Source organism: Marinifilum sp. D737, from assembly GCF_026672275.1.
Taxonomy (GTDB): domain Bacteria; phylum Bacteroidota; class Bacteroidia; order Bacteroidales; family Marinifilaceae; genus Marinifilum.
In genome coordinates this window covers 1-19,462 of sequence record NZ_JANQCD010000058.1, presented here as the reverse complement: position 1 = coordinate 19,462, position 19,462 = coordinate 1, and the positions used below count along the sequence as shown (strand labels likewise).

Below are 19,462 nucleotides of genomic sequence, written 5' to 3'. Positions count from 1 at the left end.
AAGTAATGATAGGCTGTATGACAGAAACTTCTTGTGGAGTAAGTGCTGCAGCTCAACTTTCACCAATGGTCGATTGGGCCGATTTGGATGGAAATCTTTTGATTTCGAATGACCCATATAAAGGAGTAACGGTTCAGAATGGTAAGGTGATACTTCCTAAGCGTTCTGGAATTGGAATAATTTAAATCTAATTAAGATAATTTTGCTAATCTAAATTTAACACAATGAGAAAAATTGCATGCTTTGCGTTAATTATGCTTCTTGGCTGGCAGGTATCCTGGGCACAGGATGTGTTGGTAAAAGGTATAGTTACCGGTGCAGAAGATGGGCTAACAATCCCAGGTGTTTCGGTTGTAGAAAAAGGTACAACCAATGGAACAACAACTGATTTTGATGGAAATTATCAAATCAAAGTTAATGCCGATGCTATTTTGGTGTTTTCATACATTGGAATGAAAACGTTTGAGATGGCTGTTGGTACTCAAACAGAAATTAATGTAGCACTAGAAACTGATAATTTCGCAATGGACGAAGTTGTAGTTGTTGGTTATGGTGTTCAGAAAAAAAGTGACATTACAGGTTCTGTATCTAGTGTAAATGCAAAGGCATTGGAAGATCAGCCTGTGTCAAATGCAGCAGCTTTGTTACAGGGTAGAGCAGCAGGTGTAATGGTAACTCAAACTTCAGGAGCACCAGGAGCTGGCTTATCGGTAAGAGTTCGTGGTACTGGAACGGTGAATAACTCATCGCCACTATATGTTGTAGATGGAATATTATTGGATAATATTTCGCATTTGAATCCAAGTGACTTTAAAAGTCTTGAGGTTTTGAAGGATGCATCTGCGACAGCAATTTATGGTTCTAGGGGTGCGAATGGTGTTGTGTTGATTACAACAAAAACAGGTAATTCTGAGGATGTTAAAGTTCAAGTTGAATTGATGTCGGGTCTTCAAAAAGCTTGGAACGAACCAGATCTAATGAATTCTAAAGATTGGTTGGAGACTTATAATACAGCACAGATAAATGCGGCTAATTTTACGGGGTCAAATGCCTATCATCCTCTTGAGTTAAAATCTCCTTCTGACAATGTAAACCAAACTACCGATTGGTTTGATGAAGTTACTCGAGTAGGGAAAATTTATAAAGCGAATGCAACGATTTCTAAAGGTGATGCCAATAACAATAATTTGTTTAGTGCAGGATACTTTCAGAATGAAGGGATTGTATTAAATTCTAAATACGAGAGAATCAATGCACGCTTAAATAATAATTATACCTTAAGTCCTAAATGGAAGGCTGGAGTTAATGTTTCTCTTTCACACACAACCAATCATCAGGTTACTGGTAATGCAATAAATGGGATTCTTACTTTAGCTCAAAGAAATGATCCTTTAACACCAGTTTATCAGGAATCAGGTGAGTATGCATCAACACCTTATTCAGATTTAGGTAACCCTGTTGCTCAATTAAACAGAGATGTTAGAGAAAACAAAGCACTTTTGATACTTGCAAACTCATATTTGCAATTTGAGCCGATTAAGAATTTATTCATTAAATCTGCAGTGAGTTTAAACATTTCAAGATCGAAGAGTAAAACTTATTTACCAGCATTTGATTATGGACAAGAAATCAATTCTGTAAACAAGATTTCAAGAGGAACATCCGATTTTAACGGCTATCTTACTGAAAATACCATTACTTACACTGTGGATGTAGATGACCATAGCTTTAATGTGCTAGGAGGTTTTACTGCAGAAAAAAATGAATCAGATTATATTAGTGCATCTAGGAATAATATCCCTAATGACAACGAAGAGTTGCAATATATAAATGCGTCTACAGATATTGAAAGTACAGGTGCATGGAACTCTGGACAAGAAACTACAATGTACTCATACCTTGCTCGTGTAAATTACAATTATGCTGATAAATACTATTTAACAGCTTCGTTTAGACGAGATGGTTCTTCAGTATTTGGGCCTGATAAGCGTTTCGGGAATTTCCCTTCGATGTCATTGGGATGGAAATTAAGAAGTGAGAAATTTATGGACTTTATCCCTGAAGATGTGGTGAATAGAATAAAAGTTCGTGCAGGATGGGGACGTGTAGGTAATGCTAAAATTGATCCTTATTCATTTGCTTCAACTGTTCAAACTGGTGATTCAAGAGTTGAGTATAGTTATGTATTCGGAGGTAAGGATTATTTAACAGGAAAAGAATATGCAGGAGCCGCTCCTGTAAAAATGGCAAACTCTAAAATTCAGTGGGAAACTGTAGAATCAACAAACCTTGGACTTGATCTTGCCTTTTTAAATGATAAGATTACTTTCTCTGCGGATTACTTTAAGAAAGAAACCAAGGATATGTTAGTTAGAGTGCCGATTCCTGAATATGCAGGTTATGATGGAAGTCCTTATGTAAATGCAGGTACTGTTGAAAACAAAGGTTTTGAGTTGAACCTTGGCTATCATGGGAAAATAGGTAACGACCTTAAGTTTACAGTTAATGTAAATGCTTCGCATGTTGATAATGAAGTAACAAGCTTAGGTGGAGGTGCTCCTATTTGGGCTGGTAGTGTAAGTCTTGTTGGAAGTGTAACAAGAACTGCCGAAGGTTATCCAATTGGTGCATTCTATGGATATGAAGTAGATGGCGTATTCCAATCAGATGCAGAAGTTGCTTCTAGTGCACAATCAGGAGAACCTATTGGAGCTGGAGATTTCAGATTTAAAGATCAGTGGACTGATAAAGATAATGATGGTGTGCTTGAAGCTCCTGATGGTGTAATTAATGGTGATGACCGTGTTCAAATTGGTGATCCAAATCCAGATTTATTTTATGGTGTAAATATCGATGTAAACTATAAGAATTGGGATTTGAGTATGTTCATCCAGGGAGTTACAGGCAATGAAATCTTTAATGGATTTAAATATTATAACTATGCTGATATAAAAAGATTTGCATTGGCAGAAGATTATAAAAACCACTGGACTCCTCAGAATGGATCAAATACAATGTTTGGATTAAATGCTTCCACTGTTGAAAGAAACTTAAGGGCTTCTGATTTTTACATTGAAGATGGATCTTATTTGAGACTGAAGAATATCCAGGTAGGTTATACATTTAGAGACGTAACTCCATGGTTAGAAAATGTAAGAGTATACTTTTCAGGACAAAATGTATTTACGATTACCGATTACTCTGGCTTGGATCCTGAAATTGGAGGAGGAACACTTAGTCAAGGAATTGATTATGGTACTTACCCACAAGCAAGGATTTTCTCAATTGGTGCAAATCTAACTTTCTAATTATTGATGAAAATGAAAAATTTAAGAAATATATTAATAGCAGGACTTGTCATATTTTCAATGACGGCCTGTGATGAAGAGTTTCTTGATACCGTAAAAATCGGGGAACAAACAGCTGGAAGTTTTTATTCTAACGATGCAGAGTTGATTAAAGCTGCTAATGCATGTTATGCTCCTTTATGGGAGTACCATTACAATTGGGGACGTACTACCTTTGGTAACTCAACAACAGATGATGCTGTTGATAGAGAGGATTTGAAGATGAGAGAATACTCCTATGATGCTACTGCTTTCTTGTTCACATATAACTATAGGTATAATTATCGTGGTATATTAATTGCAAATCAACTTTTAGCAAATGTTGAAGGGCAAGATATTGCAGGTGTTGAGGATAAAGACTTGCAAAAAAGAGTAGTGGCAGAAGCTAAATTTATGAGAGCTTATTACTATTACGATTTGGTTAAAAATTTTGGAGGAGTTCCTCTTGTTACAACGCCTTTAGTAGGTGATGAATTAAACAAAACAAGAGCTACAGCAAAAGAAATATATAACCAAATAGAGACTGACTTAAAAGATGCAGCCGCAGTGTTACCATTAAAGTCTACCTATTTTGATTCAAATGAAATAGGTAGAGCAACGAAAGGAGCAGCTCTTGCAATGCTAGTAAAAGTTTGTGTGTCGCAGGCAAGTTCTGGCTATTCGACTCTAGGTTTTTACAATGAAGATAAATGGGCGGAAGCTAAGTCGTATGCTGAAGATTTGTTTTCGCTAGGAGAATATGATTTATTTACTGGTGATTACCATGATTTGTTTACTGAAGCAGAAGAGAATAATGAAGAGTCTATTTTCGAAGTGCAATTTTACGATTCTCCTAAAGATGATGGTGCATTTACCAATAATGGAAACTTCACAACATTCTTAAATATGCCATGGTTAGGTGGAGCAGATCCTTATGGTCGTTATCAGGCAACTTACGATTTGTATCTTGCTTTTGAAGATGGAGATCCAAGACGAGATGCATCCTTAATAAATTCATTGCAATATGCTGATCAATGGGTGTTGGAGGGAGAAACACCTGGAGTTGTAGCAGAAGACCTTACAGGTTTTAGTAATTACAAGCATTATTTGTCAAAAGAAGATTATAAAGCACTTGGTAACTTTAGAAATTCACCTATTAATGAAAGAATTATTCGTTTGTCGGATATTTACTTATTGTATGCCGAAGCATGTTATCATGCAGATGCTGAAGATAATGCTAGAACATATTTGAATAAGGTTCGTGAAAGAGCCAGACAGGGAAATACAGCAGTTTTACCGGATGTTACTGCATCAGGAGTTGATTTATTAAATGCAATATATCATGAAAGACGTGTTGAACTATGTGGTGAAGGTCACAGGTTCCACGATTTGGTTAGAACTGGTCGTATAGAACAAGAGTTGAAAATTGACGGTTATAAAGTAAAAGCTTCATTGACTCGTAATGGGGATGGAACTTATACAGTTTCAGATTCTGGAATTCCTGAGTACAAAGCAACAAATTTAACTTTACCAAAACATTTATTCTTCCCCCTTCCTCAAAGTGAGGTTGATAATAGTGGAGGATTAATAGATCAAAATCCTGAATACTAAATCAGGTACATTGTAGTAGTAGTGAAACAGGGGTTCGAAAGGGCTCCTGTTTTTTTGTATGATTAGCTCTTAATAATTTTTACTAACTTCATGCAAGTTCATTGCTTGTTCGATTTCGGGCAGCCTGTGTTTTGCTTTCGAACATTATGGATGTACTATTTTCTATAAAATTTTGGTTTAGTTTTTGATTTAAAGCAAGCTGAAGAAAATGGTATTTGGTTTGATACTAAAAGATATATTTTATGATTTCATATCGGTATGTAAAATGTGTATTGTTCTTATTATGCATTTGTGTTTTGTTTCCACTTAGTGCACAAAAAAAGAAATTAAGTTCAGGTGCTTTTTCTAAATACGATAAAGTTTTTAGAGGAAATATTGATGACATAAACTTGCCAGATTATTCTGATGGCCCTCATTTTTCCTGGATTGATTCAAAAGAGGTTAGGATGTGGTATGTGGATCATTCGCATGAAGAAAATAGTATTAGTATCAGAGAGAAAAGATTAAAAATAAAGTCTGATTCAGTTCAGGTAAAAGGTCTTAAGGGTGATAAAAATAGATATTGGCTCAGAAAAGGAGATTATCCTGTACAGGAGGCTGAGTTTGAAAATGTTAAAAAAATATTGGTAGTTGGAGATGTTCATGGGGAATATGATGCTTTGATTAAACTATTAAGGGGAGCAAAAGTTATTGATGAAGAATTAAATTGGTTGTGGGGTGATGGACATGTGGTTTTTATTGGTGATATTTTCGATAGAGGAGATAAGGTTACGGAAAGCCTTTATTTGATTAAAAAATTGCAGCGACAGGCAAAAGCATACAAAGGTAGATTGCATTTCTTATTGGGTAATCATGAAATTATGGTACTGATGAATGATGCCCGATATATAGCTCCTAAATATAAAAAAATGAGCAAACGTTTAATGATAAATTATCCGCGTTTTTTTAAGGAGGATACTGAGTTGGGAAAATGGTTAAGATCGCTTAATTCAGTTGTGAAAATTAATGACCTTCTTTTTGTTCATGGAGGAATTTCTCCTGAGATGATTGAGAAAGATATGACTTTGAATCAGATTAATGAAGAAATAAGGATGAGTTTAAAGCCTGACCATGGAAAGACGCAGGCCGAATTAATGAAAGAAGTTTATTTTCCAGGCAACCCGCTTTGGTATAGGGGATATTTAATGAAAACACGTAATTATTCAATAATTACTGATGAAGAATTGGATAAGGTGTTAAATTACTATAAGGTAAAAAGGATATTTTTTGGACATACTGAGGTGGAAGCAATCAGATTGTTAAAAGAAGGAAGGTTGGTTGCTATGAATGTTCCAATGGGATATGATGAAATAAAGTCACAGGTGTTGGTTATCGAAAATGATAATTATTATCGCGTATTTATTGATGGGAAGAAAGAAAGTATTGAATAAATATAATTGCAAAATGGAGAATGGGAGCGTAATAAGAAAAGGGCAAAATCTTGTTTTATTATTACTATTATTAATTTGTACGGGGAATATTTTAAGTGCAAATCCAATAACGGAGAAAGACCGGGATAGTTTGTTAAACTTACCATTGTTTAAAAATGAGGATCTGTTAAAAATAGAGTTAAAAACAGATTTGGCATTATTAATTAATGATATTGCAGAAAAAAGGAAATACCATAAAAGTGAATTAAAGGTGTTTTTAGAGAATGGTAAGACTGATGTGATAGAGGTGAAAGTAAAAACAAGAGGTAATTTTCGTCGCAGAAAACAAAATTGTAATTTTCCACCATTACGTTTTAAAATTCCCATAAAAGAAGCGGAGGGAACGGAGTTTGAAGGGCAGTCGAAATTAAAGTATGTGAGTCATTGTCAATCTTTTGTAGATGATTATGAGCAACACACCATTGAGGAATATCTTATTTATAAAATGTATAATCTTATTTCGAATCACAGCTATCGAGTTCGATTATCTCAAGTATCATTTATAGATGTTAACACTTCAGATACCTTAACAAAATTTGGTTTTTTTCTTGAAGATAAGGAAGATGTAGCCATAAGAAACGGAAAGCACATTTTAAACTTCAAGAACATGAAACAATATGAGATTTTGAGAGAGAATATGGTGATGCTCTCTTTATTTCAATTAATGATAGGTAATGCCGATTGGGATGTTGGTAGATTGCATAATATAGATGTAATGTCGGTTAGTGAATACAGTATTCCTGTTGTTGTTCCCTATGATTTTGACTGGTCGGGTATTATTAACCATTCTTATTTTACCTTATCTCCCAAAATAGAGCCAGATGCCAAATACAAAAGATTGTATAAAGGGATGAGGTGGAGTCCAGAAGAATTACAGCAGGCTTTTACAAATTTTAATGAGCTTAAACCTTTATTTTTAGAATTGCTAAATCATTGTGAGCACCTGAAAGAAACAAATCGATATAAACTCATCGGGTATATCGAAGAATTTTACCATTTAATCAATTCCAGGAAGGATGTGAAAGAGGTAATTGAGAAAAAAGCACCAAAAATTCCTAAGGCAAAGTAAAAATTACACTTCTTCTGAAAAAAAGTTAAAAATATTTGCGCAATCGATAAAAATCTAGGGTTTAACTTGGATTTTTATCGGTTTTTTTTGTGATGCACCTGGTGTAATTTATAGGTGGTGTTGCAGAAATTGTTTTTTTTATTCATTTTTGTACTGTGCAGTTGAGGGGGTGTTTTGAAAAAAAACAACTATTTTCTAAAAATACCCCTTTAAAATTGCAGATAATATTAACTATTAACTAAAATTTTTAATTTTATGGCCACCATTAGATTTCAAGCGTTAAGTGAATTGCTTTCAAGACAGCCAAAATCGGTGACGTTACCTTCTAATAAGGCGACTGATTATTATGCCGATTTAGTTTTTAATGTAGAATCCATGAGAAAGTATCTGTCTAAAGATGCTTTTAAAGCTGTTAAGGCTGCGAACCAAAAGGGAGGATCTATCGATCGAAAAATGTCCGATGGTATTGCTTTGGGAATGAAAACCTGGGCAATTGAAAAAGGAGCTACTCACTACACTCACTGGTTCCAACCTTTAACCGATGGTACTGCAGAAAAACACGATGGCTTTATTGATTATGGTGATGGTGGTAACATGATAGAAAATTTTTCAGGGAAGTTACTGGCTCAGCAAGAGCCTGATGCTTCTTCATTCCCTTCGGGAGGTATTCGTCAGACTTTTGAAGCTCGTGGATATACTGCCTGGGATGTTTCTTCACCAGCATTTATTATTGGAACAACACTTTGTATTCCAACAGTATTTATTTCATATACAGGTGAAGCTCTTGATTATAAAACTCCTTTGTTGAAGGCATTGGCTGCTGTTGATGAGGCTGCTGTTGATGTTTGTCAATATTTCGATAAAAATGTTACTAAAGTTCATGCTAACCTAGGTTGGGAGCAGGAATACTTCCTTATTGATGAGGCATTGTATCAAGCTCGTCCTGATCTTGCATTAACAGGTCGTACATTAATGGGACACTCCTCGTCTAAAGATCAGCAGTTGGATGATCACTATTTTGGATCTATTCCTGAGCGTGTGACTAAATTTATGATGGATTTGGAGGTGGAATGTCACAAATTAGGTGTTCCTGTAAAGACTCGTCACAACGAGGTTGCTCCTTCTCAGTTTGAGTTGGCTCCAATTTTCGAAGAGGCTAACTTGGCAAATGACCACAACCAGTTGGTGATGGATGTAATGAAGAGAGTTGCTCGAAACCACAAGTTCCGTGTATTGTTCCACGAAAAACCATACGCTGGTGTTAACGGATCAGGTAAGCACAATAACTGGTCGTTGAGTACCGATACTGGTGTTGTGTTAATGGCTCCGGGTAAGAATCCTAAAGGAAATATGCAGTTTCTTACTTTTGTAGTAAATACATTAATGGCTGTATATAAGAATCAGGATCTTCTTCGCGCATCCATTCTTACAGCATCTAATAGTCATAGATTGGGAGCTAATGAAGCACCGCCATCAATTGTTTCTGTATTCTTAGGTGATGAGGTTTCTAAGATGTTGAAAAAAATTGTTGAGGAAGTTGGAGAGAAGAAAATGACTCCAGATGAAAAAACAGCATTGAAATTGGGTATTGGTCGTATTCCTGAAATTATTTTGGATAATACCGATCGTAACCGTACTTCTCCATTCGCCTTTACTGGTAACCGTTTTGAGTTCCGTGCTGTAGGTTCTTCAGCAAATAATGCTGCAGCCATGACAGCTTTGAATGCTGCAATGGCGGTTCAGTTGAAAGATTTTAAAGCTGCTGTTGATAGATTAATCAATGAAGGAATTAAAAAGGATGAAGCGATTTTCCAGGTTCTAAAAAAATTAATTATTGAATCTAAACCAATTCGTTTTAATGGTGACGGTTACTCAGGAGCTTGGGTGATTGAGGCGAAAAAACGAGGACTAACTAATATCACAAGTGTGCCAGAATCTCTTTCTAAATATCTTGATGCACCTGCTAAGAGATCATTGATTGATAGTGGAGTAATGACAGAGAAAGAATTAGAGGCTCGTGTTGAGGTTGAAATGGAAAAATTCACCATGAAGATTCAGATTGAAGCACGTGTATTAGGTGATTTGGCAATTAACCACATTGTTCCTACAGCTGTTGCTTATCAAACCAAATTGATTCAGAATGTTCAAGGTTTAAGAGATATCTTCTCAGCTGAAGAGTTTGAAAATTTAGCAGGAGCAAGAAAAGAGCTAATTCGAGAAATTTCAGGTCACATCTCTTCCATTAAAGCAAAAGTGAAAGGAATGGTTGAAGCTCGTAAAGAATGTAATGTTATCGAAGATGGACACAAAATGGCATTTGCATACGATCAGAAAGTGCGTCCGTATTTGGAAGATATACGTTACCATATTGATAAGTTAGAACTTGTTGTTGATAATGAAATGTGGCCATTGCCAAAATATCGCGAATTGTTATTTAATAACTAATTCAAATAATAATATTTTTAGAAAAAGGATGTTCATATATATATGGACATCCTTTTCTGTTTTGATAGGTTGCCAATAGAATAAAATATTTATTTTTATACTTTATAATCGAACATATCATATAATGAAAATTCTTTCTTTCGCAGGATTACTCTGTATAATAGGCTTGTTAATATCTTGTTCATCTCAATCTTACGTTAATCGTGGAAATAAAATGCTGAAATCCGGCAGGTATTTTCATGCGCAGGAAATGTATGAAAAGGCATATAAAAAAGAGAAGGACAGGGAGCGAAAAGCAGAAATTGCATTTATGAATGCAAATTGTTTTGATGAGATTAATAGACCTCGAAAAGCAGCATCATGGTATCGAAAGGCTATTATGAATAGGGATAGTTTTGTGGATGCAGTGGAAGGCTTGGGCTATGCCGAGCTTAAAAACTACAATCTTGAAGAGGCGGAAGAGAATTTTTGGGAATATTTGGATTTAAAACCTGAAGCCAAAAAAACTGATGATGCAGGTAGAATTCTGAAAAGAGTTTCTTATTGGGAGGAATTCCCGGGAAGGTATAAAGTGGAATTTTTGAAAGAATTTAATTCTACATCTGGTGATTTTGCTCCTATATATATGGGACAAGATACCAATGTGATTTTTTTTACATCAAATCGAAAAATAAAAGATAAGGTGAAAAAAGATGGTGTTACAGGTGAATATTTTACAAATATATTAGAGTCGCACTATTCAAACGAGGTGGTTCGAAAATCGAGAAAGAAAAAAGGGAGAAAGGCCAAAACTCGTACCATTATTACTGATACTTATCAGTGGAGTAAACCTTCCACCGTTGGAGATACCATTAATTCTGACTGGAACGAAGGTGCAGCTTGCTTTAATTCAAGTGGAGATATTTTTTATTTTACCTCTTCACGAAAAATTAATAAGGATAATCAAGGAACAAAAATTTTTGCTGTACAAAGACAGGGTGGAGAATGGGGTAGAGTAGCTCTTCAGGAATTGGTTCCCGATTCTTTATCTGTTGCACATCCATCCATTTCTGCAGATGGCACAATTTTATATTTTGTTTCGGATATGCCAGGTGGTTATGGAGGAAATGACATTTGGATGAGCAAAAAAAGTGGAAGTGGTTGGACAGAGCCACAAAATTTAGGTAAGCCAATCAATTCTGAAAAAGATGAATTGTTTCCACATATCCGCGACAAGGGTAAGCTTTATTTTGCCTCGGATCGTGATGGAGGAATGGGCGGATTGGATATCTATATGGCACAAAGAACAGAGTCTGGTTTGTGGGAAGTAGAGAATATGAAATATCCGATCAATTCAACAGCCGATGATTTTGCAATTCATTTTCAGCCTAATAAAGAGAAAGGAATGTTTTCGTCTTCGCGTAAAAAAGGTAATGATGATATTTATCAATTTGATTATGTGCCTTTGCAATTTACATTTTTAGGACAAGTTGTCGATTCTGAATCTAAAACCCCTGTAGAAAGAGCTAGTATCAATTTGGTATCATCTGATGGAGAACAGTTGGATGTGAAATCAGATGATAAAGGAAACTTTCGATTTGAATTGAAACCTGACTTAGAGTACATCGCTATGGTTTCGAAGGATGGTTATTTAAATGGAAAAGAGCAGGTAAGCACAGTGGGAATTCAAGTTAGCAGAAACTTTAAATCGATGATAGAATTAAAGGCAATAGAAAAACCAATTGAGTTGCCGAATATTTTCTACGATTTTGGAAAGTGGAGTCTTCGCGAAGAATCGAAAGATGCTCTTGATGCTTTGGTTGAAACCTTAAATGATAATCCGAAAATTACAATTGAATTGGGTTCACATACCGATTTTGTTGGGAGTGAATCTACCAATAAGGACCTTTCTCAGAAAAGAGCACAGTCGGTTGTTGATTATTTAATTGAAAATGGAATTTATTGGGATCGTTTGGTTGCACACGGATATGGAGAATCACAACCTAGAGTGGTGAGCAAAGAAATTGCTGATGAATATGATTTCTTGTCGGAAGAAACCGTTCTTACCGAGAAAAATATTTGGCAATTTACCTCTAAGCAAAAAGAAATTGCCAATCAGTTGAACAGAAGAACAGAGTTTAAAGTCTTATCAACCGATTATGTGCCTGGACCCAATTCCAAAGTGAAACCAGGAAGTGATCCTAATCAGATTGGAAATACTCAAATTAAAGATTTAAATAAAGTGAAAGGTGTGTTTTATACCATTCAGATTGGTGCTTTTGAGAAGAAAACGGTTCCTGGAGTAATTCAAAATTTTAAAGTGGTTTTTAAAGCTCCGGTTAATCAATCGGCCGTTCGATATACCACGGGAATTTACGATAACTACAAAGAAGCTAAATTGGAATCACAAAAGATCAATAAGAAAGGAATTAAAGCATTTGTAATCGCATACTATAAAGGGAAAAAGATTACCTTTGCCGAAGCTAAAAAATTGAAGGAGTAATCTTGGTTTAAGATAGGCAAATGGTTGTGAATGTTTCGTTTGGGACAAAAATGACTTTTTACTTTTACCTTTTTACTTTTACCTTTTATTCTAAACAACCATGAGAAAAGACGAAAGATACAATCTTAGAGGCGTTTCGGCTTCGAAGGAAGATGTACACAGTGCGATTAAAGATCTTGATAAAGGTCTGTTTCCGAATGCCTTTTGTAAGGTGGTTCCCGATTATTTAACTGGTGATGATGAATGTTGCAATATTATGCATGCCGATGGGGCTGGAACAAAATCATCTTTGGCATACATGTATTGGAAGGAGACTGGTGATATTTCCGTTTGGAAAGGTATTGCTCAGGATGCCTTAATCATGAATATCGATGATTTACTTTGTGTAGGTGCAGTTGATAACATTCTTTTGTCGTCTACAATTGGGAGAAACAAGAATTTAATTCCGGGAGAAGTAATTTCAGCAATAATTAATGGAACTGAAGAGTTACTTGCCGAGTATGCCAAGCTTGGTGTAAATATCCACTCAACTGGTGGCGAAACTGCTGATGTTGGTGATTTGGTGAGAACCATTATCGTCGATTCTACCGTTACTTGTCGCATGAAACGTGAAGATGTAATCACCAATGAGAAAATTCAAGCTGGTGATGTAATTGTTGGTCTTTCATCATCGGGTAAAGCAACCTACGAATCGGAGTACAATGGAGGTATGGGTTCAAATGGATTAACTTCTGCTCGTCATGATGTATTCTCAAAATATTTGGCAGAAAAATATCCTGAAAGCTTCGATAATGCTGTTCCTGAAGATTTGGTTTATTCAGGTAATTGCAAATTAACCGATTCGGTTGAAGGTGTAGATATTGATGCAGGGAAATTGGTATTGTCAGCAACCAGAACCTACGCTCCAATAATCAAAAAAATATTAGATAAATATCGTTCTCAAATTCATGGAATGATTCACTGTTCAGGTGGAGCTCAAACCAAAGTGATGAATTTTGTTGACAATTTGCATGTGGTAAAAGACAATATGTTTGATGTACCACCCTTGTTCAAATTAATTCATGAGCAAAGTGGAACCGCTTGGGACGAAATGTACAAAGTATTTAATATGGGACATAGATTTGAATTGTATGTTCCACAAGAAATAGCTGAAGATATCATCGCAATCTCAAAAGAGTTTAATGTAGATGCTCAGATTGTTGGTAGATGTGAAGCATACGAAGGTAAGAAGTTAACGATCAAGAGCGAATATGGAGAATTCGTATACTAATCGATAATCGCAAAATAAAAAAATACCACTCAAACTTGAGTGGTATTTTTTTTTATTCTTTTATTTCGAAGCCCCATTCCTTAATCACTTTGGGTTCGTCAGGATAAACAGCAAGTAATAAATTTCTGATGCTGCGAATTTCACTTGAGATAAACTTTAAATCATTGCTCTTTGAGCGATCAACTGATTGTTTTTTTGCACTTGGTTCTGACTCCAGATCTTTAAAATTTCTGATTTTTTTAGATTTTTCAACTAGGCGATCCATGTTGACAGCTCCATTCAAAAGACTTCTTTTCTTATTGCATTCGTGTCTTTTGTTGATTTTTCCTAACAATCCCAATAATTGATCTTCGTTCCGGGGTATTCTAACTTTAACCATAAGCATTAGATTAGGCGGTGATAACTAATCGAATTAAAAATTCAAAATTTTGTTGTTATAGATAAAATTAGAAGTTGCGATTTGCTCTATTCTGCAAATGTAAAATCCAATAAAACCATTCTGGTTTAAGGGTGTTTGGTTTTGTAAATGGTTTTATTGAATTCGTGCTTCTTCTCTATGAATAAAATTAGGTTTTGGTGATTAAAAAGTAAATAGATAGAACGATTTTTTTTTCAATTTAAAATCATGATAATTTAACGTAGATTGTATAAAAAGGAGTGATTTTGGTAAGCTTTTTGTTTGTCGTTTTTTACTCTACTTTCATCTAAATTAAACAACTGATGAACTATAATTTCATACTTCAGTCTTAAAGTCGTTTTATTTTTCTAATTTTGTGCAAAATTTAGAATATTGTAGCATGAGCAATAATTTGATCCTTGATAAATTAGAGGGTGTCTTTATCAGATTTAAAGAGGTTGGTCAATTGATTACCGACCCTGAAGTGATGGGAGACATGAAGCGCTTTGTAAAACTAAGCAAAGAATATAAGGAATTGGAAGCAGTTACCGAGGCTGCAAAAGAATATAAAAATGCCGTTGATACAATTGCTGAGTCGAAAGATATCATTGCAAATGAGTCTGACGAAGAGTTGAGAGAAATGGCAAAAATGGAATTGGAAGATTTAGAAGTTAAGCTTCCGGATATGGAACAGAACATTAAATTGTTGTTGGTTCCTGCTGATCCTGAAGATTCTAAAAATGCAATTCTTGAAATTAGAGCTGGAACTGGTGGAGATGAGGCAAGTATTTTTGCAGGAGATTTGGCAAGAATGTATACCAAATACTGTGAGGCTAAAGGATGGAAAGTTTCTGTTTCAAGCTTTAGTGAAGGCACATCAGGTGGTTACAAGGAAATTGTAATGAATGTAAATGGTGAAGGAGTTTACGGAGTATTGAAGTATGAGTCGGGAGTTCACCGTGTACAGCGTGTTCCACAAACAGAAACTCAAGGACGTGTTCATACCAGTGCTGCTTCAGTAGCAGTATTGCCAGAAGCTGAAGAGTTTGATGTTGATATCAAAGAAAGCGATATCCGTAAAGATACTTACTGTTCTTCTGGTCCGGGTGGACAGTCGGTAAATACTACCTATTCGGCAATTCGATTGACTCACATTCCTACAAATATTGTAGTAACTTGTCAGGATCAGAAATCGCAGCTGAAGAACTTGGCTAAGGCAATGGTAGAGCTTCGTTCGCGTATTTATGCAATGGAGCATCAAAAATACTTGGATGAAATTTCATCGAAACGTAAAACTATGGTTTCTACAGGTGACCGTTCGGCTAAGATTAGAACTTACAACTATCCGCAAGGACGTGTTACTGATCACCGTATCAACCTTACGTTATATAATTTGTCGGCAGTTATGGATGGCGATGTTCAGGAAATTATCGACAAACTTCAAATTGAAGAAAACGCAGAACGACTTAAAGAAAGTGGTTTATAAAGATATTGGCAGTGGTTTTTCCACTGCCTTTTTTGTGTAAAACTGAGTTCGATTAAAAATATTCATCACAGAAAATCAGATTTATTTAAAATTTCTACTCAAAATCAGTTCAAACTGTAACAATATTTTTTATTCGCACTCAGGTTCTAAATATTACTAAACAACCAATTTTATTCAATATGAATTATCAGGCATTATTTGAGCAAATCAAAAAGAAGAAAAGTTTCCTATGCGTAGGTTTAGATAGCGATATCAAAAAAATTCCTTCTCACCTATTAGATTCTGAGGATCCTGCATTTGAGTTTAACAAAGAAATTGTTGATGCAACTGCAGAATTTACCGTGGCTTACAAGCCAAACATTGCTTTTTATGAGTGTCGAGGAGCTCAAGGATGGAATAGTCTTGAAAAAACTGTAAACTATATCAAGGAAAATTATCCAGAGATTTTCTTGATTGCTGATGCAAAAAGAGGGGATATTGGAAATACATCAAAAATGTATGCAAGTGCATTTTTGGAAAATATGCCATTCGATTCAATTACGGTTGCACCTTATATGGGTGAGGATTCTGTAACTCCATTCTTGGAGTATGAAAACAAATGGGTTATTCTTTTGGCTTTAACTTCGAATAAAGGAGCTTTCGATCTTCAGTTTTTCCAGGAAGGAGAACAAAAATTGTTTGAGAAAGTTCTTGAAAAATCTCAAGATTGGGGAACCAAAGAAAATATGATGTATGTTGTTGGAGCTACAAAGGCTGAAATGTTAGGTGATATTCGAAAGATTACACCTGATCATTTTTTATTGGTTCCAGGGGTTGGTGCTCAAGGTGGAAGTCTTCAGGAAGTTGCAAAATATGGTATGAACCAATCATGTGGATTGCTTGTAAACTCTTCAAGAGGAATTATTTTTGCAGATACTTCTGAGAATTTTGCAAAAGTAGCTGGTGAAAAAGCCAAAGAGTTACAATTGGAAATGGAAGATTTATTGAAAGAAAAATCAGTATTGTAGTAAATACTCTTTTAAGATATTGAAGCGACGTTTGATTAAACGTCGCTTTTTTTATTGTCTTTTATTGAGCGAATTGTTAAATTTCGAATACTTACTGTAAAAATATTATGGTATGAATGAGGAATTTCTGCAATTTATCTGGAAGCACAAGCTTTTTGAAGATCAAAATCTATTTGCTACCAATGGAGATAAAATAGAAGTATTAAATGTTGGGAGGCAAAATAAAGATGCTGGTCCTGATTTTTTTGATGCACGAATTAAAATAAATGATGTGATTTGGGCTGGAAACATTGAGGTTCATATCAAATCATCTTTCTGGTATCAGCACAAGCATCAGCTGGATTCATCCTACGATAATGTAATTTTGCATGTAGTGTATGAAGATGATGCAGATGTATTTATCGGTGAAACCAGAAAATTGCCTTGTTTGATCTTGAAATTTGATTCGACTTTGTTGCAGAATTACAACCAGCTTATGCATTCCACTCAGTGGATTGCTTGTTATGATGAAATCAGTTCGGTTGAAAAATTCTTTGTGCGAAACTGGTTGGATAGAATGATATTGGAGCGCTTGGAGAGAAAATCTGCTGATGTGAAGAAAATGCTGAAACTAAATAAGAATTCATGGGAAGAAACATTTTATCAGATTATTGCCAGATATTTTGGGATGAAGGTTAATGCTGATCCTTTTCAACAGTTGGCTCAGGTTTTACCTTTAAAGATATTGGCTCGTCAGAAGAATTCTCTTTTACAATTGGAGGCCTTGTTATTTGGTCAGGCCGGAATGTTGAATGAGTCTATAGATGATATATATTATAAAAGCCTACAGCAAGAATACTTGTTTCTTGCAAATAAATATGAATTGAAGCCTTTGCCTCTGCATCGATGGAAATGGTTGAGGTTAAGGCCAGGTAATTTTCCCACAATCCGAATTGCACAGTTGGCCGCACTTGTTCATGAATCTTCCTCTTTATTTTCAAAAGTTCTGGACTGTACATCTTCAAAAGATATTCAACAAATGTTCGAAATTCAAGTTTCCGATTATTGGAAGACTCATTATCAATTTGGTGTTGAGTCGAAATCCAAAAGTAAGCAGCTTGGAAAAATGACAATCAATTCAATCGTAATAAATTCGATTGTTCCCATCTTGTTTTGCTATGGTGATATTAATGGTGATGAGTTGATGAAAGAAAAAGCTTTAAGGTTTTTGGAAGAAATCCCGGAAGAAAAGAATTCTATAATTGATAAGTGGAAAGAATGTGGAGTGGAGATAGAATCATCTTGGTATTCTCAAGCATTATTACAATTAAAGGTGAATTATTGCGATGAGTATAGATGTCTGCAGTGTGAATTTGGCAATCGAATTATTCGAATGAAAAATTATCAGGCACATGTCAAATAAGTTTCTACGGCTATATTGTATTTAAGGATATTGATTATCTTAGATTATTATTGATTTACTCCTATGAATAGACAAAAAATTTGGGAAGAAAATATCCGTACTTTAAGTATTGCCATGTTTTTTCTTGTATTAACCGTTCTGGTTGGTACAGCTGGTTATATGTATATTAATGAGGCTTACAGTATTGTTGATGCCTTGTATATGACTGTAATAACCATTTCGACTGTTGGTTTTCAAGAAGTTCATCCTTTGTCTGAAACAGGAAAAATATTTACCGTATTTTTAATATTTATAAGTTTTGGGATTTTTGGTTATTTAGCTTCCGCAATAACAAGGTTTATTTTAGATGGCGTATTTCGTAGAAACTTAAAAGATTATAGGATTGTGAGGAAAATTGAGAAATTAAATGGTCATGTAATTGTTTGTGGTTTTGGCCGAAATGGTAAGCAGGCAAGCTTGGAGTTGATTGAACATGGTGAGGATGTTGTTGTCGTGGATTCAAATGAGTCTGCGATTGATAGAGTCCGGGTTTTTACTGATCTTCTTTTTATTCAGGGCGATGCTACCATGGAAGAGGTGCTTGATATGGCTAATATATCCGAAGCTAAAGCATTGATTACTGCAATTCCCAACGATGCAGAAAATGTTTATGTGGTTTTAACCGCTCGTGAAATGAATCCTGGTTTAAAGATTATTTCTCGTTCGTCCAATAGTCAATCCGATAGCAAACTGAAAAGAGCTGGAGCTGATAATGTAATAATGCCTGATCGTTTGGGAGGTCAGCAAATGGCAAAGTTAGTTGCTCAACCCGATGTGGTTGAATTTTTGGATAATATTTTATTGCAATCTACAAAAGGCGTAAAACTGGAAGAGGTAAGTTGTCACGATCTGTCGGGATGTTTTGTTGGAAAATCAATAAAGGAATTAAATGTACGGAATAGATCTGGTGCTAACATCATTGGCTTAAAAGATGGAGAGGGAGGATACATTTACAACCCTTCTCCTGAATTGATGCTAGAGAAAAATTATCACTTGTTTGTTCTTGGGAATAAAGAACAGGTAAGTAGTTTGAAAGAACTTTTATTGAATGGAATTTAGAAATTACACCTTTGAATAACCCCATTTTAAAATCGCAATCTTATTGCGATTTTTTTTTGTGATTGTAAATCAGGCTTTTGTGTTTTTTCTTTATTTTTTCTTTTAAAAATGTTTGGAAGTTTGGGCTTTCGTCTATTATATTTGCATCCACTTTCAACGGAGAGTGGATTTATAAAATGGTTGTTTAGTAGTATTTTATAGGCAGCGGTAGGGTGGTCGTAGGAATCTTTTTTTTTTAATTGATTATTTACACCTACTAAGCATCCAATTTTAAATTTTTAATTTTTTAAATTTTTTTTCAAAAACATTTGGAATTGTAGAAGTAAATTATTTATCTTTGCAGCCGCTTTTGATAAGGATAGCGATTCTTTGAAGCACTAGTATTTATGAGGCTTTGGAA

At 35.0% G+C, this 19,462-nt stretch carries 12 protein-coding genes and 1 pseudogene; 12 read left to right on the top strand and 1 reads right to left on the bottom strand.

What is annotated here, in order from left to right; all coding sequences use genetic code 11:
- The 8 genes and pseudogenes from NQ163_RS19875 to NQ163_RS19840 form a co-directional block, all read left to right on the top strand.
- Nucleotides 1-185: pseudogene (locus tag NQ163_RS19875) on the top strand (dipeptide epimerase); the annotation flags it as partial.
- Between the two features lie 39 nt (nucleotides 186-224).
- A complete protein-coding gene (locus tag NQ163_RS19870) occupies nucleotides 225-3,308 on the top strand; it encodes a SusC/RagA family TonB-linked outer membrane protein (RefSeq protein ID WP_268192064.1) in 3,084 nt (1,027 codons plus the stop codon).
- A gap of 12 nt (nucleotides 3,309-3,320) precedes the next feature.
- The gene (locus tag NQ163_RS19865; protein WP_268192063.1) at nucleotides 3,321-4,937 is read left to right on the top strand and encodes a RagB/SusD family nutrient uptake outer membrane protein; all 1,617 of its coding nucleotides are present in this window, start codon (nucleotides 3,321-3,323) and stop codon (nucleotides 4,935-4,937) included.
- Nucleotides 4,938-5,179: 242 nt separating this feature from the next.
- Nucleotides 5,180-6,367: a metallophosphoesterase gene (locus tag NQ163_RS19860; RefSeq protein WP_268192062.1), complete on the top strand. Its 1,188-nt coding sequence runs from the start codon at nucleotides 5,180-5,182 to the stop codon at nucleotides 6,365-6,367.
- Nucleotides 6,368-6,380: 13 nt separating this feature from the next.
- Nucleotides 6,381-7,475 (top strand): hypothetical protein, encoded by a 1,095-nt coding sequence (locus tag NQ163_RS19855; RefSeq protein WP_268192061.1) that lies wholly within the window; start codon nucleotides 6,381-6,383, stop codon nucleotides 7,473-7,475.
- Nucleotides 7,476-7,730: 255 nt separating this feature from the next.
- Complete coding sequence (locus NQ163_RS19850; RefSeq protein WP_268192060.1) at nucleotides 7,731-9,920, top strand: glutamine synthetase III family protein; 2,190 nt, start codon at nucleotides 7,731-7,733, stop codon at nucleotides 9,918-9,920.
- A gap of 124 nt (nucleotides 9,921-10,044) precedes the next feature.
- Nucleotides 10,045-12,402 carry a PorE family type IX secretion system protein gene (gene porE, locus NQ163_RS19845; RefSeq protein WP_442786035.1) on the top strand — a complete coding sequence of 786 codons (2,358 nt, stop codon included), beginning with the start codon at nucleotides 10,045-10,047 and terminating at the stop codon, nucleotides 12,400-12,402.
- Nucleotides 12,403-12,502: 100 nt separating this feature from the next.
- On the top strand, nucleotides 12,503-13,672 hold the full coding sequence (locus NQ163_RS19840) for an AIR synthase related protein (RefSeq protein ID WP_268192058.1): 1,170 nt from the start codon (nucleotides 12,503-12,505) through the stop codon (nucleotides 13,670-13,672).
- A gap of 52 nt (nucleotides 13,673-13,724) precedes the next feature.
- On the opposite strand, the gene NQ163_RS19835 is transcribed toward NQ163_RS19840, so the two are convergent.
- On the bottom strand, nucleotides 13,725-14,051 hold the full coding sequence (locus NQ163_RS19835; protein WP_268192057.1) for a hypothetical protein: 327 nt from the start codon (nucleotides 14,049-14,051) through the stop codon (nucleotides 13,725-13,727).
- Between the two features lie 418 nt (nucleotides 14,052-14,469).
- On the opposite strand from NQ163_RS19835, the gene prfA reads away from it, so the two are divergent.
- The 4 genes from prfA (at nucleotide 14,470) to NQ163_RS19815 (ending at nucleotide 19,062) form a co-directional block, all read left to right on the top strand.
- Nucleotides 14,470-15,555, top strand: a complete 1,086-nt coding sequence (gene prfA, locus NQ163_RS19830) for a peptide chain release factor 1 (protein WP_268192056.1) — start codon at nucleotides 14,470-14,472, stop codon at nucleotides 15,553-15,555.
- Between the two features lie 179 nt (nucleotides 15,556-15,734).
- Nucleotides 15,735-16,562: an orotidine-5'-phosphate decarboxylase gene (gene pyrF / locus NQ163_RS19825; protein WP_268192055.1), complete on the top strand. Its 828-nt coding sequence runs from the start codon at nucleotides 15,735-15,737 to the stop codon at nucleotides 16,560-16,562.
- Between the two features lie 112 nt (nucleotides 16,563-16,674).
- A complete protein-coding gene (locus NQ163_RS19820; protein WP_268192054.1) occupies nucleotides 16,675-17,964 on the top strand; it encodes a DUF2851 family protein in 1,290 nt (429 codons plus the stop codon).
- A 63-nt stretch (nucleotides 17,965-18,027) separates the two neighbouring features.
- Nucleotides 18,028-19,062 carry a potassium channel family protein gene (locus NQ163_RS19815; protein ID WP_268192053.1) on the top strand — a complete coding sequence of 345 codons (1,035 nt, stop codon included), beginning with the start codon at nucleotides 18,028-18,030 and terminating at the stop codon, nucleotides 19,060-19,062.
- The last annotated feature ends 400 nt before the right edge of the window (nucleotides 19,063-19,462 follow it).

What these genes read in the sequence shown, in the direction of transcription:
- prfA (WP_268192056.1), top strand. Translation starts at nt 14,470, where the DNA reads ATGAGCAATAATTTGATCCTTGATAAATTAGAGGGTGTCTTTATCAGA.
- NQ163_RS19820 (WP_268192054.1), top strand. Translation starts at nt 16,675, where the DNA reads ATGAATGAGGAATTTCTGCAATTTATCTGGAAGCACAAGCTTTTTGAA.
- NQ163_RS19855 (WP_268192061.1), top strand. Translation starts at nt 6,381, where the DNA reads ATGGAGAATGGGAGCGTAATAAGAAAAGGGCAAAATCTTGTTTTATTA.
- pyrF (WP_268192055.1), top strand. Translation starts at nt 15,735, where the DNA reads ATGAATTATCAGGCATTATTTGAGCAAATCAAAAAGAAGAAAAGTTTC.
- NQ163_RS19835 (WP_268192057.1), bottom strand. Translation starts at nt 14,051, where the DNA reads ATGGTTAAAGTTAGAATACCCCGGAACGAAGATCAATTATTGGGATTG.
- NQ163_RS19865 (WP_268192063.1), top strand. Translation starts at nt 3,321, where the DNA reads ATGAAAAATTTAAGAAATATATTAATAGCAGGACTTGTCATATTTTCA.
- NQ163_RS19850 (WP_268192060.1), top strand. Translation starts at nt 7,731, where the DNA reads ATGGCCACCATTAGATTTCAAGCGTTAAGTGAATTGCTTTCAAGACAG.
- porE (WP_442786035.1), top strand. Translation starts at nt 10,045, where the DNA reads ATGAAAATTCTTTCTTTCGCAGGATTACTCTGTATAATAGGCTTGTTA.
- NQ163_RS19860 (WP_268192062.1), top strand. Translation starts at nt 5,180, where the DNA reads ATGATTTCATATCGGTATGTAAAATGTGTATTGTTCTTATTATGCATT.
- NQ163_RS19870 (WP_268192064.1), top strand. Translation starts at nt 225, where the DNA reads ATGAGAAAAATTGCATGCTTTGCGTTAATTATGCTTCTTGGCTGGCAG.
- NQ163_RS19840 (WP_268192058.1), top strand. Translation starts at nt 12,503, where the DNA reads ATGAGAAAAGACGAAAGATACAATCTTAGAGGCGTTTCGGCTTCGAAG.
- NQ163_RS19815 (WP_268192053.1), top strand. Translation starts at nt 18,028, where the DNA reads ATGAATAGACAAAAAATTTGGGAAGAAAATATCCGTACTTTAAGTATT.